Genomic DNA, 14,568 nt, shown 5'->3' with positions numbered 1-14,568 from the left:
AAGGAGCAACCCCATGGAACATCATGCACTTTGCGCGGATTGTAAGAAACGGGACCGATGCCGGCGACCATGCAAGGAAGTCGAGCGCATCCTACGGGCCGGGAACCGAGTCATGGAGCGCCATTTCGACGACATGATCGTCTGTTATCCAATGGGCCGTGAAGTTCATTTCAGCGAGCTGAGGGACAACCAGGTCGAAGATTTTAGCGCCGATGATATGATTCAATTCAGCTCCGAGGACCTACGCCTGAGAAAGACGGCCGTGTTCGTGGATCGTTTTTTCAATCGGATGCCGGTTTCCCTGCTGGCCGAAAAGTATGGCGTCGAGGAAAACAGCATCGTCTCCATGTACAAGCAAGCCCTGGAGCATGTGGAGCGCATCATCGAGGCCCTGGACGCCAGGCGCGAGGGCATAAAGGCCGCAAAGCCCGACAAGTTCAACGACGATCAAAAGTTTTTCCTGCTGTGCAATGTGTTCGGTTTCACTCAGATCGAGGTGGCAAAAATGTTCAACCGGGACCGAGACGTAGTGAACAAAAAGGTCAAGCGGATGGCAGACACCTACGCGGCGCTATTCGATGGCCAGGAACTCCAGGAAGAAACCCCTATCGATGATCCACCTATTGATGGCAAGCTGACCCGTGGGCAGGTCGTGAAAATGGTCGAGAACTACGTCGATCAGGGTCTATCCCATCGGCAGGCATTCATGAGGATTGCCGAACGGTATGCTCAGGTCGTAAGGCGCCCGGTATCTCACCGAGGGATCGAGTCTCGATACTATAAGGCGATGGCTTGCCCGGCATGAGCTGACCATCTCATTTAAATGACAAGGCCCTGGGCGCGATGCCTGGGGCTTTCGTTTTTGGTGGGTGGTGGGTATGATGGTGGGTATCTTGAAACCAAAAAAGAAAAAGGGCTTAGATTTTTCGTCTAAGCCCTTGATTTTGTTGGCTCCCTGAGTAGGACTTGAACCTACAACCTAGTGGTTAACAGGCAGAACCTCTGAGTTTCCTAACCTCCTAATTTTATATTATAATATTGAATTTATTAGGTATACATTTTTTACATTTTTGTATATTTTCCACGTTTTGGTCAGTTTTGAAAACTTTTTCTCACACAGATTCTCACACAGAATGAGGCAATTTTAAACTGCTCGAACCCCACTTAAGATATCATCCTCCCCACCAACCAATACCCAACTCACCCGACGCCGATGCCAAGGGGCAACATGATTCAATTGTATAGAAATCTGGCGTTGGCTTGGTCTGTTTTTACCCTGTTGATTTTTATATTGAATAAATATTCTCTCATGAAAATTGTGAATCAACCGATATACGAACAAACACGCACTTAATATGGGGGTGAAATATGCGTATTAATGTTTTTAACTTCAAAAAGAACTGGAAGCTTGTCGAGCCACACCTTAATGATTCTGAAGTAGAGGGACTCCTTAATAAGGGCATGCTTCAATTTTCGAAGCTTCCTATTAATTGGAATCATTTGCCACAGTGGGATGTAAAGAATGGACACGGTCCATGGGAATATACAAAAGCCTATATTCATCATGGATATGCATCTGATAAACAGGGGGAAGATCCAGAATATTCCGAATTATTTCATGAATACAATAAAATATTAGAAAGCTTGGGGGTCGATTTTACTGGTATTGTTGTTTATGACAATAGTCTTTATCAAGGCTCAGAAGATAAAAAAGTCAAGGAAGTGAACCTAAAATTTCAAGAAAAATTCGAACGCATTTATTCGAAATATCTACCAAAAAGAAATACTTATAGGTGGTACCAATGTTATGGTGGTTGTTTTTACCTTGCCGAATGGCAGGAGGCGTTGGCAAGAAAAGTTTTCCCTAAATATGACTGGATTACATATCAAAAACACAATAAAAACAAAGGGTGGTACAAAGGCGGTCATTCAACCACTCTTGGCTTCACCTCCCAAGGTAATTGCTTGATATTCGACATATTGCTTTTCGAAACAGAAAGCGCTGATGAAATATTGCAGGCGGTTGGTTTAAATCTTAACAAGATTGAAGAAATGGCAGTTGAATTTCAGCTAATGCCACAAATTGATTCAATTGATTCTTCTATTCGATCTATAGAATTAAATATCAGCATGTTAGAAAAAAATATAAGAAATACCCAGAGGACAAACAGGATCTCATAAAAAGCGAATATGATCATATCTCCGGTGCATAGAATAATTGTTTTAGGAAGGCTTTTATGTTGGAGAATCATAAATAAACGATTTTAATCAAATCATCCGCCTCACCAACCAATAAACGGCGTACCCGACGCCGATACCAAGGGGCAACATGATACATGGTCGGCACAGGGGCGGCTCTTTGTATTTCCAAGCATAGATGCCGACTGCCAGGATGCAGAATATGACGCCTATGATTTTGCGGGGGCATGTAAGAATTCCTCGAAAAATGATATTTTTGCTGTTAAATCTATATGTTATGTATTTTTCCACCACCTGGCGGACATCGGAAAGACATCAGCGCCCTTTGGGATTTTTAACAGCGCATTGACATCCACCCATCCGCTTTTCGGCAAGAATTTTCTCCATGATCGTGGACTTGCCGTTTTGTCGCAGATCCCGTTCAATATCTTTTTTGGTGTAATTGAAACAATAGCAGATCAGGTCTGTCATCAAGTCTTCCTCATTGATATTCGGGAGCATGTGAAAATTACCTCCTTGCTCAATTTGTGTTCAATCGTTCCAATGCAGCTATCTTGTCGGGCGTCGGAGTCCTTTTCAGACAGTATTCCAGTTTCAACGCCGCACTCTTTGTCATTTTGGAACTGACACCGACCAATTGTAAGGGCAAACGGGATCTTGTGTACTTGGTGCATTTACCTGAGGTATGCTTCAATAACCGTTTTTCCAGTTTGTTTGTAATGCCGCAGTATAGAGAATCATCCACAGACCGAAGCAAAAACACCACCCAATTATCAGCGCCCATTTTTCATTCGGACCAATCCACCCCCCGTCTTAACCATTACAGATCAAGGGTTCACCGGCACTTTTAATCAGCCTTATAAACTTTACACGGAATGGCTCCTAACTCCACTGCGCCTAACTCAGGATCATAAGGCGGATCACAAGAGGTAAGTACATTTATGTTTGATTTCCTAAATTGAAAAAGATCGTCAGACTCTTCTGGGAACCACCACCCCATCGATGGGAATACCAGATTAGGATGGAGATCCGGGTCCAGTTTAAGTACCTGTTTAACTCTTCCCTTTTTTGTTTCAATGTAAACCCATTCATCTTTCTCAACGCCTAGTTTCTCAGCCGTTTTAGGATTTAAATCCACCGTTGGATAAGGTCTTTTCGCCCTCGCCATCTTAACATGTTTATATCCGTTATTCATGAATGCAGCTTCCTTACCGTTGAACATAAGCAGAGGATATTCTTCGGAAGGATCATAAAGAAAATCGGTTAATTCCCTAAATACCGGAGTTGGCGAATAGCCCAGCAGTTTCAGCATATTAGAGTATAGCTCAATTTTTCCCGATTCGGTATGGAAAATTCCCTCATCTGGTTTTCTGAAAAGCCTTGTCGCTTCAAGACATCTCACCTCCTTTAACTTCTCATAGGTGATCCCGGCCGGTTCAAGAATTTCATCCAAACAATCTTGCCAATTCTCCCAAAAATACTTTCCGAGTCCAATTCTCTTTGCAAGCTCATTTAGCCATTCTGAATTCGGTTTGGCCTCCCCGGGAGGATCGACCAACTTTGGATAAGCCCTAATTTGTTGCTGCCATCCTGGCCAATACCCCACCGATTCATGCTCCCCACCCCAAGCCGCTGGAAGAACAATATCGGCAACCGCTGATGTTGGAGTGGGAAATAATTCTGACACAACTAAAAAATCGAGTTTCAAAAACGCATTGTAAGTAGCCTCCGTATCCGGATAGCTCACAAGGGGATTGGTCAAGATATTTATGCCAGCCTTTATCGGATATGGCTTCTCGTCCAAGATTGCCCTCACTAGCGACTGTGGCGGAACATAGAGGTGTGGGGCACCTATACGAAAGGGACTACAAAGGCCTCTATCTGTTCTTCTTTGAACTCCTTTCGGGAAATAAAAACGCCCCATTCTTGCGAAAGGTTGGGGTGTCAATTCAGAATTTCCACCCGGGGTGTTCACGTCACCGAGAAGAGCTCTCAAGACATTTATTGCACGGCATGCTTGAAAACTATGAATGCTCCTCTCTATGCCATTTCCTTCAAAGTAACAAACAGGCTGGTTTTTTGAATCTGCAAGTAATCTAGCTGCCTGTTCAATTTTTTTCTTCGGTATCCAGGTAGCATTTTCCACATCTTCTAATGAAAATGATTTAATTTCTTTTTCAAGTTCTTCTAACCCAATTGTCCAATTGGATACAAAATCTGCATTATATAGCTTTTCTTCGATTATTATTTTAATAATACCCATCGCTAAAGCCCCATCGCTTTGGGGTCTAGGTGCAAGCCAAAGATCGGCTTTCCTCGCAAGTTGGATTCTTTTCGGATCGACGACCACCAATTTGGCGCCTGCTGAGAGTGCTGCTTCTATATTCTCTCTCATCTCACCACCCATCAGGCCTATCGGGTTAAATGCCCATAGCAATAGGAGCCCAGTTTTGGGACCAGGGTCTGCAAAAAAAATATTTCCGAAAACAGAACTGGCACCTGCCAGTCTAGGCACTCCTCAATAATTCCCTGGCGTAACAGTGTTTGCGGTACCAAATGCAGACGCAAATCTTTGTGCGAATGCGAATTCCATCTCTTTAGGCTCTCCCAAAATCATAGCAAGACTATCCGGACCGAAATCAGCCTTATATTTCAAGATTTTTTTGGCAATTGTATCCAAAGCTTCATCCCAAGAAATTCGTTTCCACTTGCCGCTCCCTTTTGGCCCCAATCTTTTTTGTGGAAATTTTAGGCGATCTGGATGTGTACAGACTTCTTTCATTATTTCACTTTTGTTATAAACACACTTTGCACTTGCATAGCCGCTCTCAGGGTCCGGCTCCACTGCCACAATTTTTCCATCTTCAACTGCTACCTTACGAGCGCAATGACTTGGACAGACATGGCAAAATACATGTTTCCACTCCCTTTCAACTGATTTTTTCATACGCTTCCTCCTTTAGTTGCTCTCCTTAAAAATAATAGTTTTTTTAACGTCATAGTTGTCGCCTTTACCAAAAGCTGAGATTTATCTATGAATTTACTGTTGCGGGATAACTCCAAAACATGTATTTAAAGACCCACATGTATGAACGACGTGCACTGAAAAACCTCATCTTGATTTATCGCACGATTTAGCACCTTTCTTGTTTTATGTTTCGAAACTTGCAGGCGGGGCACTTGCGGTCGTTGTCAAGAAAGATGTCGCTTTTTTCCCATTCTAACTTTTGCTCAGGTAGCCCCCTGCAGCCAGTTCGTCAAGGGTCAAGATGAACGCTGAAGACCGCGCCCTTGACGACCTGTCTGCAGGGGGCTTTTGGGTAGCTATGAGATGATTGGCATCATCTCTATTTTTCAAATAGCTCTTCTCCACTGATTCATGCTGCTCGACTCAATCGCTTCAATTCATTATTCGGATTCAAACTCACTACCCGAACCGGATTCCAATCTCGGCAGATACCTGCCCAGCGTTCTGGGTGCCGGCCCTTTGCTTTACAATACAGCGCGTCCCGTCTTTTCAATATCTCAATATCTTGCCCGCGGTGGCGTTGACCGGGGGTGACAAACTTTATCGCGCTGTGGTGATGGATTTCATTGTACCAATGCACGAATTTCAATACCCACTGCCGAGCCTTGTCCATATCGTCAAATGCACTGTCCGGATACCCCGGATGGTATTTTAAGGTCTTAAACAGCGACTCTGAATAGGCATTGTCGTTACTCACCGAAGGGCGACTGAACGAAGGGACCACCCCGAGCTTTTGCAATGTGGCCAACATCGTAGCGCCTTTCATTGGCGAACCATTATCTGAATGCAGTATCAATGGTGAGCCCGTGGTTGTCTCCTTAAGGCATGTTTTGCGTATCAACAAAGCTGCATTTTCAGCTGATTCGCTGTTATATACTTCCCAGCCCACTATCTTTCTGCTGTATACGTCCATGATCATATACAGGTAGAAAAACAACCCCCTGATGGCGCTCGGCAGATAGGTTATGTCCCAACTCCACAACTGGTTGGCACCCGTCGCCTCAATGCAATCAGGACGTTTGTGCACCGGGGCTTTGGCCCGGCCCCTGAGAGCCAGTTGTCTTTCCTGTCGCAGGATCCTGTAAAAACTCGATTCCGAGGCAACGTAGCTGCCCTGATCGGCCAAGGCCGGCACAATTTGATTGGGCGCCATGTTTGCAAACTCGGCCTGGTTGCAGATCTGCAATATCTTGCTGCGTTCGGATTGAGTCAGCTTGTTTGCCGGCACCCGCTTCTCGGCAGCCATCTTTCGCCGATCGCCCTGAGCTGTTTGATGACGCCAGCGTTCAATGGTCCTTGGTGTAGTTTTCAATATGTCGCAGACAGCTGTCAAGCGTGCTCCAGAGCCCATGGCACTGTCAATTAATTTTAACGCGTTAAGCCGCTGCGACAGATCTGTCAGTCGTCCTCTGGGTCCCCCCAGAGTTCCTGGACTTTTTTTTTCAATATCAACAACGCCGCCGCTTCTGCCAGGGCTTTTTCCTTGCGCCTCAATTCGGCCTTGAGCTGCTTATTCTCTTTGGTCAACTCTCGATTCTTTTGCTTGTCGATCCGGTTGGTCAACGGCAAATTCGCGCTGCGACATGAGTCCTGCCAGGCCTTGATTTGTTCCGGGTACACACCATTGCGACGGCAATATTGGCTCAGTTCCGCCTCATTCATAGAAGCGGTCTCAACCACAATGTCGAATTTGTCGGCACTGCTGATTTTGCTGGTACTGTCAATGTGTTCCGCTCGCAGCCGCTGATTGCCTCTGCGATGCTTGATCCGCCAGGCATACAGGGTGTCCTTGGGTATTCCGGTCTCCTGGGATAAGGCCGGAACATACTCATTGTTCGGTGGCATCATTCTGGCGATAATGCTGTTTTTCAATTCGTCAGGATATTGTTTCATGAACCCTTCTTTACAGGATCGCCCCTCCTTTGTTCAAACAAAACCCGTCACCGGGAGGCGACATCTATCCTGACACAGGGGGCTTGAAACTGTGCAAATTCCTCGGAATCCTTTAAATAATAGCGCCTTTCTCGTAAAGGATGCGAAGATATTGATAGCCGTCATAGCCAAATACGAGATCAAGTATAAAGTAAACTTGTGGGCACCCGATATATACTCCTAACTTTGGTATTTTCCGCCTTGACCATAAACGCCTCCTCCACATAATAGAATTGTGCTCTTGGCAGTGCGCTTTTTTTCCTCTTTCAATATAAAGATTTTTGTTTTAAAGGCCTTTCCCAAACGCGCAGTTGGGAAACGAACACTTTGGGCACTGTCGGCACAACCCGCCGTGTCCCAGAAATGCCAACTGTGCTTTGCCGATTCGTTCACCTGCGAGAACTCGCGGCAAGACCAGATCCAGTGCCGTGGCACGATGATGCAGGCCACAGGCTGGTACGCCCAGAATCGGCGTTTCGCCAATATAGGCAACCAGAAACATGGCGCCCGGCAGCACGGCCGCACCGTAGTGAACCTCTTCGGCGCCGGCCATTTGTATGCCGTGCCGGGTGACGTCATCCGGGTCCACGCTCATACCGCCTGTGAGCAGTAAAAGATCAAATCCTTTATCCACCTGGTTTCGAATTGCCCTGGCTATACGTTCGGCATCGTCCGGTTGAAAATCGACGGTCTCGACGGATGCATCAAGGTCGGTCAGTTTCTTTTTTAAAATGGGCTCGAAGCCGTCCTGAATTAGGCCATGATAAACCTCGTTGCCGGTGATGATCAGTCCGGCACGCGCCTTTTTCATCGCTTTAACTTCCACCACGGCGCCTTTCTGGCATGCGATGGCGACCGCTCGTTCGATCGGTTCGCGCTTGACGACCAGCGGGATGGACCTTGTGGCCGCCACCAATTCTCCCTTTCTGACGCGTGTATGGTTGTGCAGGGTGGCGCACATCACTTCATCGATCATGTTCAAGGCCCCCAGTGCGGCCATATCAATCCGCAGTAGGCCGTCGTGCTGCGCAAACATTTCGATTTTGCCCTCTTTGGGATTGTCTTCCCACGTTACGCCTTCCCCGGCGATGGCCGTCGCAAGCATTCTGGCTGCCTGGTTTTCGTGGAGTTCGTCATTTTCTAGATCGATCAGGTAGAGATGGTTCTTGCCCAATCTCTGCAAACGGCAAATATCTTCATCACAGACCCGATGTCCTTTGCGAAAGGCCGGCCCCTTGAACTCACCCGGTCTCACTTCGGTGATGTCATGGGCCAGATCGGAGCCGACAGCGTCTTTCAGGGGCACTTTTTTCAACATGGTGTAACCGTTTTCCTTATTCTTTTCTCGGGTTTTGTTTCATGATAAGCGGTTGACTTCTCATCTCCCGGCGACCAGTTCATATCCGACCACGATATGGCCTGGGGACTTTTAAAGTAGGCGCTTTGGGCACAAGGCCGGCACAATGGACGTCCATTTTCGATGATCTCCCTGTGATCACGCACCACCTGCCCGCAACGGGCACAAGTGGCTTTGTTTCGTGTCGGCCCGGGAAGATCATGGGGCTCTATGAGCACGCGCACTTTCTGAACGTTGAAGAGGACGCAGTCGGGCATCCGACGGTAAGCCACGATCTGCTGCCTGCGTTTTTCGGTTATCTCGGGAGCATAGAGCGAAATCAGGTCGCGCGCCTCCTCAGTGGAAATGATCCGGAAGGCGCTCTGCGTCTCAAGGTTAACAAAGGTGGCGGCCATGATGCCGTAATCCATGAACTTAAGCGACCGGCGGCCCAATTTGACGCCGGTCACAAAGGCCACGGCGTCGGCCGTGCAGCGGTCCATCTCCACATAAACGATCAGTTTCTTGATCTGTTCGATACTGCGGGGATTGTCCAGGCCGATGAGCCGGCAGCCCAACAAGGCCATACGCACGCCCACCACCTGACCTGGGCACAGATGTCCGTGAGCCTCCGCGGACGCCTCCAAGAGATGATCAAACGTTTTCATTGGCCTTCATTGCCTCCCTTCAACTCCTTGTCTTTATTGGGCAGGATGGGGATGTCGGTGCAGGTAATCATGATAATGGCCTCCAACCTATCTTGGGGATAAAAAAAACGGATCTATAACCAATAAAAAGGCTTTAAGTTGTGTAACTCAAATTTAGGATGCCATTGCATTCTGAAACAGACCTCGTGGAGGTAGCGCGCCAAATGCTTCTTACTCATATAATGAAAAACCCCCAGTTTGGCGCGCTCCAGGTTCGCATTAAAGGACTCTGCCGTGTTATTGTGAGCTTCACCACGAACATATTCTTTCTGGCTATGGTTCACCCAATCTTGAGCGGCAAACATCTTGCCGACCTTTCGATAGATTTAAAGCAGATCGGTCATCAGATGCGCGCTCTTATCGACAAAGCGTTTTATATGCGGCAAAAGATCGGCCAGTTTGGCGCGTCCATTATTTAATGCGGTTATGCACAAAACCCAAGTGACAGATTCGATCAGTTATCCGAGGTGGCCGACGTTAGTGCCCAGATTCCCATCTTTTGCGCATTCGGAGCCATTTTCGATAATTTGTCATGGCTCCAACTCAGGTGGATGAGACCCGAGCCTTTTTAATCACTTGGGTTTTGTGGATAACCGCGTTATTATATCAAACAGGCAATTTCCCTCTATACTTAGTGTTGTAAAGACAAAAAGGAATAAGCCGTCCATCTGGAAGCAGCTCATGTACACAACAGCGTTTGGCTCTTTCTATATCAAAACTGAAAGCGTCCATCATACCGTGAAATCCTATCGAGAAAAAATCGTGAGCGCCGCTGAGGCTGTCCGAGTTGCCGATTCCTGATAGACAGGGCCGGCCGCAAGAACAATCCTCGTCCAGACATTTCAGGACTTCCTCCCAATCGCTCTGATCTGCAAGAAAGCCCGATAAAGAATCCTTCCCCACGAGCCGATTGAGCGGCGTTATCTTTCCGTTGGAGATGATCACGTAGGCCATGGCACCGCACAAAGGGCTAGGACAGGGAATCGGCTGCATATCCCCGACACACACTATCCCTCCGCTCTGTGTCTCAATCTTTTTCTGGAAATGCCCGAGCGTCAACCGAGAGGACCGTTCGGCGGGGAGATCTTGCGGATACCGTCCGCTTAAAACGACCGGCTGGAAGTTGACGCCGGTCAGTCCTTGGTGAATTCCAAACTGAACCATTTCCCAAATATAATTTGTATTTAGACCAGGCAAAAGAGTAACGGAAAGGACAACCTGCAGTCCGGAGCGCTTGCAGTTATCGATCGCTTTTAGTTTGCTTGCGGTCAAATCGCGGCCGCGTATTCTGCGAGAAATGTCGGACCTGATGCCGTCCATCTGGAGATAGATACCGGACAGCCCGGCCTCTTTCAACTTGAAACAGAGGTCCTGATTCTCCGAAAGGACACCGCCGTTTGTGTCAATTTCTATTTTTCTGAAGCCGAGCGATTGTGCCAACCGTATAATCGAACAAAGATTCGCATGCAGTGTTGGTTCACCACCGCTCAACTGAAGAGGTGCAGGTGCTCCCTCATAGTGGATGAATCGGCGTAAGGCGAATTCTACCGCCTCGATACTCAAATCACAGCCGTGTTCAACTGAATTGGCCAGACAAATGTGACACCCTGCATCGCAGCGGTTTGTAATTTCCAATATGGCCAGGCAGGTATGCTGTTTGTGGGCAGGACACAGTCCGCAATCATTCGGGCAGCCAGCATCGGTCGATTCCCTCTGAGCAGCAGGTTTTTTTACTTTTCGGGGTATGTTGCGGATCGATAGGTAGCTTTCTAAATTCGGACAAACCGGGGAAGTCTGCGGGCCATGTTCCGGGCAAACCCATTCCATCCATACCTCCCCTCGAGCATCTAACCTGATCGTTGCAGGAAGGGTTTTTAGGCAGAAAGGACAAAGGCTCAGCGTTTGGTCCAACTTCCGGTCGGTAAGCTCCATATGCATTCAAACGTCTTCCTGGGCGACAGAGATATTCAAGAAAACCAAACGTATTTTAAATGACTTATAATCGGTGATGCGCAATTCCACATATCGTTTCCCGAAATCCCTGATAACGATGTCCTCGTTATCGGAAATGACATCTTCGAGATCCTCCAAGAATTGTTCAAACTCACGGACAGAAGGAATGGGATTGAGAAAGGTCAACCGGCATAGGTTTTGTCCGATTAGCTCAATCCGTACTTTTTTCCATGGCTTTGAAGGCAAAGATAGCATGAGATTTCCTTATTTGCCGCAGCGTATCCTGTTTTAGGCCGCAATCAACTCCTCTAATTAAGGATTCGGAACTGTTGGCAAGTCCACCCCTTTTAATCGAGAATTCCTACAACCGATCTCATCATCACCAGCCGGACCAATTTAATCGCATCACATCAGGACCTTCGGTAGCCACAGTACGATGGAGGGAAAAAGTATGAGCAACAAGGTCCCGAGGATGAAAACACCGATAAATGGCAAGACCGATGTGTAAATATCCGAATCGCTCACATCGGGTGGGACGATGCCCTTGATATAAAAGAGCGAAAGCCCGAAAGGAGGCGACAGATATCCAACCATTAGGGAAATGATGAAAATCACGGAAAACCACAGAGGATCAAAACCCAGCTGCGTTATCAGAGGAACAAGGGTCGGCACGAAGAGAATCACTATAGCGGATGCATCTAAAAACATACCAACGATGAAAAGAATGGCGATAATGATGGCCATGATGAACCATCGATTGACCGAGAGGTCTCCCGAAACCGCAATTTTCTGCACGAGCTGTGAGGCACCCAGAGCCTGGTAAACTGCGGCAAAGACAGCAGCTCCCATCATCACCCATATTACCATCGTAGTGATATGGACGGTCTGAAAAGTAGATTCTCTGATGAGCCTGAAATCTACCTTTCGTTTGATGAGTGCAATGATGAATGATCCGACAACTCCGACGCTGGCGGACTCCGTTGGAGTGGCGATGCCTGAAAAGATGGATCCCAGAACCAGAATGATTAGGATGATTGAGGGCAATACCTCGGGAAGGGCCGCAAATTTTTCTCGAAGCGAAGCCCTCTCCTCAAATGGAATGGAGGGACAAGTGTTCGGACTGCACTTTCCCTTTATGAGAATATAGATGCCTAGTAGCAAGGCAAAGAGCACCCCTGGCAAAATCCCGGCCAGAAAAAGTTGTCCAATGGACATCCTAGCAAAAAGGGCATAAAAAATCATCGGCACACTCGGGGGTATGAGAATCCCTAGCGTTCCTCCGGCCGCGATGGTACCGATGGATAGTCGTGTATCGTATCCGCGCTTGCGCATGGCCGGTAAGGCGATCAGGCCAAGAGAAACCGTGGCCGCACCGGCAATGCCAGCCATGGCCGCAAATAGGGCGCAGATGACAATCGTGCCCGCCCCTAGTCCTCCATTGATGGATCCCGCCCATTTGTAGGCGACATCGTACAGATCGTCGGCAATACCGGACCGTTGCAAGATGGCACCCATCAAAACGAAAAGGGGCACGGCAATCAAAACCTCCGAACCCATCATCTGCCAAGTCAACGATGGAACAACATACAGGCCGTTAACCCCCCACAAGCCAATGGTGAAAACGACTCCGATTGCACCGAGTACAAATGCCAGCGGGATACCGATGAACAAGCCGACAATAAAAAATAAAAACATCAGAACTGTGACTAATTCTATGTCCATTTATTAATCGCCTTTGAAGATGGTAGTAAAATCGGCTATCAGCTTGCCCAGTCCCTGAATCATTATCAGTGCCGCCGCCAAAGGAATCACCATCTTGATTGGGTAAACCGGAGGATCCCAATAGGTGCCCGAAGTCTCCATGTTTCTCAGCGATGTCATCGCCATTTCGGCTCCTTTGAAAAGCAAAACCATGCTAAACAGCCAGAATGCGGAGGAGTTCACGCACTCGAGAAAGGCCCTCGCTTTGCGGCCAATCCGGCGGACTAGTATGTCGATGCGAACGTGTCCGTTTATCTTTAACACATAGGCACCTCCGAGCATGAACGAGGCACCGAAAAGAAATTGGGAAAACTCGGGAATCCAATTTATCGGAGAATTGAAAAAATATCTGGCCACGACGCCACTGAAAACGATGAGCACCATTGCCCATGTCATGACAACCGATATCCACATGAAGCCTACACTAATCCCGTCGACGATTCGAAAAAAAACCTTCATGTATTTTCTCCTGGTGAAATCCCCGCCACATAAATCCCGAAGTTGCGCTTAAGCAAAGGAACGGAATTATACCGGGCACGACCCGACTTTTTTAATCGAAATATTCTCGATTCTTTTCGATCCACTGAACCATCATATCGACCGCTTTCTTTGCGGCGGGGCCCTTGTTGGCGATGTCCATCATCACCTTGCGATTAACAACATCCCACTTTTCCACCTCTTCCGGAGGCAGGGTAGTTATTTCGACGCCGTGCTCTTTTTTCATCTTGTCCAATGCATCGAAACTGGCGACCTTGGTGGCGGCAAAAACCCTGAAGGAAATCTCCCAGGCCGCCACTTCGATGATGGCTTGGAGGTCTTCGGGCAGAGACTTCCAAATCTTGAGGTTCATGATCAAGTTGCCTGCCGAAACCATAATGGGCGGGGCGATCTCGAATTTGGCCACCTCCATCAGCTTCATATCCCAGTGAGAATCAGGATCCGCGAAACTCATTGCGTCAATGGTACCCATCGAAAGGGCTGTGTAGACTTCAGCCAATGGTATAAAAACGGGTGAGGCTCCCAGTTCTGCGAACATTTTCGCAACCAGCCCAGTGGCCCGAATTTTCATCCCTTTGAAATCGTCCAGTTTCCGGACAGGCTTCTTGGAAATCATACCATACCATTCGTCAATTAAGGGCGCGATGAAAAAGACGCCCTGTTTGGCATATTCTTCCCTGAGCAGTTCGAGATAGCCCGTATTACGGAAGAAGGATGCAAATTCCCCGAAAGTTCTCGGCCCTCCAGGGACGCCGAATTCCAGATAGGCAGCGGGAATGGTTCCGGCCGCATAGGCTCCGGCCGAAGCCGACATCTCAAACATTCCCGCACCTACAGCCTGAAGTATTTCCGTAGGCGGGGCAAGGGCACCGGGAGGAAAATTCTCGATTTTAATCCTGCCACCCGACAGCTTGTCCACGAGCTCGATGAATTTCGGCCCTGCATAGGTCTCTATCGTGGTCCCGGGAACATATATGTTTTGTAGTTTGAATTTGTAGGTTTTTGCCGATTCAGCCATAGCAGTACCTGTCAGAAGTACGATGGTCAGGCACATCAAGTATGTGAAGCAGGATCGATAATTAAGTCTCATTTGATTCTCCTTTTCTGGTTTAAGCTACATTTTTACGCAAGGGCTGACGATGGGATGCAGGCAA

At 47.7% G+C, this 14,568-nt stretch carries 15 protein-coding genes; 2 read left to right on the top strand and 13 right to left on the bottom strand.

The window, feature by feature from the left end; translation table 11 throughout:
- Positions 1 to 13 precede the first annotated feature (13 nt).
- Together DFT_RS07475 and DFT_RS07470 are read left to right on the top strand one after the other, a co-directional pair.
- Complete coding sequence (locus DFT_RS07475) at positions 14 to 805, top strand: hypothetical protein (RefSeq protein WP_152971898.1); 792 nt, start codon at positions 14 to 16, stop codon at positions 803 to 805.
- A gap of 563 nt (positions 806 to 1,368) precedes the next feature.
- The gene (locus DFT_RS07470) at positions 1,369 to 2,181 is read left to right on the top strand and encodes a hypothetical protein (protein WP_054030596.1); all 813 of its coding nucleotides are present in this window, start codon (positions 1,369 to 1,371) and stop codon (positions 2,179 to 2,181) included.
- Between the two features lie 333 nt (positions 2,182 to 2,514).
- On the opposite strand, the gene DFT_RS07465 is transcribed toward DFT_RS07470, so the two are convergent.
- The 13 genes from DFT_RS07465 to dctP all read right to left on the bottom strand — a co-directional run bounded on the left by DFT_RS07465 (position 2,515) and on the right by dctP (position 14,504).
- A complete protein-coding gene (locus tag DFT_RS07465) occupies positions 2,515 to 2,700 on the bottom strand; it encodes a bacterioferritin-associated ferredoxin (protein WP_161807101.1) in 186 nt (61 codons plus the stop codon).
- 19 nt (positions 2,701 to 2,719) lie between these two features.
- Entirely contained in the window at positions 2,720 to 2,983 is a 264-nt protein-coding gene (locus DFT_RS24910) for a GIY-YIG nuclease family protein (protein WP_076750439.1), read from the bottom strand.
- A gap of 63 nt (positions 2,984 to 3,046) precedes the next feature.
- Positions 3,047 to 4,594, bottom strand: coding sequence for a molybdopterin-containing oxidoreductase family protein (locus DFT_RS07460; RefSeq protein WP_054030595.1), 1,548 nt, complete (start codon positions 4,592 to 4,594; stop codon positions 3,047 to 3,049).
- 123 nt (positions 4,595 to 4,717) lie between these two features.
- A complete protein-coding gene (locus tag DFT_RS07455; RefSeq protein ID WP_054030594.1) occupies positions 4,718 to 5,146 on the bottom strand; it encodes a molybdopterin-dependent oxidoreductase in 429 nt (142 codons plus the stop codon).
- Between the two features lie 430 nt (positions 5,147 to 5,576).
- Positions 5,577 to 7,120, bottom strand: a protein-coding gene (locus DFT_RS25435; RefSeq protein ID WP_152971897.1) for an IS3 family transposase whose coding sequence is annotated in 2 segments (ribosomal slippage) — positions 5,577 to 6,661 and positions 6,661 to 7,120 — 1,545 coding nt in all. Because the reading frame shifts where the segments join, the coding sequence is not laid out codon by codon here.
- 325 nt (positions 7,121 to 7,445) lie between these two features.
- Positions 7,446 to 8,477: a molybdopterin-binding protein gene (locus DFT_RS07440; protein ID WP_054030591.1), complete on the bottom strand. Its 1,032-nt coding sequence runs from the start codon at positions 8,475 to 8,477 to the stop codon at positions 7,446 to 7,448.
- Positions 8,471 to 9,163, bottom strand: coding sequence for an FmdE family protein (locus DFT_RS07435; RefSeq protein WP_054030590.1), 693 nt, complete (start codon positions 9,161 to 9,163; stop codon positions 8,471 to 8,473). The genes DFT_RS07440 and DFT_RS07435 overlap by 7 nt, the downstream gene beginning before the upstream one ends.
- 113 nt (positions 9,164 to 9,276) lie before the next feature.
- Complete coding sequence (locus DFT_RS27225; protein ID WP_076750437.1) at positions 9,277 to 9,507, bottom strand: transposase; 231 nt, start codon at positions 9,505 to 9,507, stop codon at positions 9,277 to 9,279.
- Positions 9,508 to 9,808: 301 nt separating this feature from the next.
- Entirely contained in the window at positions 9,809 to 11,134 is a 1,326-nt protein-coding gene (locus DFT_RS07425; RefSeq protein WP_439950907.1) for a radical SAM protein, read from the bottom strand.
- Positions 11,135 to 11,140: 6 nt separating this feature from the next.
- The gene (locus DFT_RS07420) at positions 11,141 to 11,410 is read right to left on the bottom strand and encodes a hypothetical protein (RefSeq protein WP_054030587.1); all 270 of its coding nucleotides are present in this window, start codon (positions 11,408 to 11,410) and stop codon (positions 11,141 to 11,143) included.
- Positions 11,411 to 11,560: 150 nt separating this feature from the next.
- Entirely contained in the window at positions 11,561 to 12,877 is a 1,317-nt protein-coding gene (locus DFT_RS07415) for a TRAP transporter large permease (protein WP_054030586.1), read from the bottom strand.
- A gap of 3 nt (positions 12,878 to 12,880) precedes the next feature.
- Positions 12,881 to 13,375, bottom strand: coding sequence for a TRAP transporter small permease subunit (locus DFT_RS07410; protein ID WP_054030585.1), 495 nt, complete (start codon positions 13,373 to 13,375; stop codon positions 12,881 to 12,883).
- Between the two features lie 91 nt (positions 13,376 to 13,466).
- Positions 13,467 to 14,504, bottom strand: coding sequence for a TRAP transporter substrate-binding protein DctP (gene dctP / locus DFT_RS07405; protein WP_054030584.1), 1,038 nt, complete (start codon positions 14,502 to 14,504; stop codon positions 13,467 to 13,469).
- Positions 14,505 to 14,568 lie beyond the last annotated feature (64 nt).

Source organism: Desulfatitalea tepidiphila (assembly GCF_001293685.1).
GTDB lineage: Bacteria > Desulfobacterota > Desulfobacteria > Desulfobacterales > Desulfosarcinaceae > Desulfatitalea > Desulfatitalea tepidiphila.
This window is presented reverse-complemented; position numbering and strand designations above follow the sequence as displayed.

Coding starts and splice junctions, on each gene's coding strand:
- DFT_RS27225 (WP_076750437.1), bottom strand. CDS start 9,507: ATGTTTGCCGCTCAAGATTGGGTGAACCATAGCCAGAAAGAATATGTT.
- DFT_RS07460 (WP_054030595.1), bottom strand. CDS start 4,594: ATGAGAGAGAATATAGAAGCAGCACTCTCAGCAGGCGCCAAATTGGTG.
- dctP (WP_054030584.1), bottom strand. CDS start 14,504: ATGAGACTTAATTATCGATCCTGCTTCACATACTTGATGTGCCTGACC.
- DFT_RS07440 (WP_054030591.1), bottom strand. CDS start 8,477: ATGTTGAAAAAAGTGCCCCTGAAAGACGCTGTCGGCTCCGATCTGGCC.
- DFT_RS07465 (WP_161807101.1), bottom strand. CDS start 2,700: ATGCTCCCGAATATCAATGAGGAAGACTTGATGACAGACCTGATCTGC.
- DFT_RS07410 (WP_054030585.1), bottom strand. CDS start 13,375: ATGAAGGTTTTTTTTCGAATCGTCGACGGGATTAGTGTAGGCTTCATG.
- DFT_RS07425 (WP_439950907.1), bottom strand. CDS start 11,134: ATGGAGCTTACCGACCGGAAGTTGGACCAAACGCTGAGCCTTTGTCCT.
- DFT_RS07435 (WP_054030590.1), bottom strand. CDS start 9,163: ATGAAAACGTTTGATCATCTCTTGGAGGCGTCCGCGGAGGCTCACGGA.
- DFT_RS07455 (WP_054030594.1), bottom strand. CDS start 5,146: ATGAAAAAATCAGTTGAAAGGGAGTGGAAACATGTATTTTGCCATGTC.
- DFT_RS07420 (WP_054030587.1), bottom strand. CDS start 11,410: ATGCTATCTTTGCCTTCAAAGCCATGGAAAAAAGTACGGATTGAGCTA.
- DFT_RS24910 (WP_076750439.1), bottom strand. CDS start 2,983: ATGGGCGCTGATAATTGGGTGGTGTTTTTGCTTCGGTCTGTGGATGAT.
- DFT_RS07415 (WP_054030586.1), bottom strand. CDS start 12,877: ATGGACATAGAATTAGTCACAGTTCTGATGTTTTTATTTTTTATTGTC.
- DFT_RS07470 (WP_054030596.1), top strand. CDS start 1,369: ATGCGTATTAATGTTTTTAACTTCAAAAAGAACTGGAAGCTTGTCGAG.
- DFT_RS07475 (WP_152971898.1), top strand. CDS start 14: ATGGAACATCATGCACTTTGCGCGGATTGTAAGAAACGGGACCGATGC.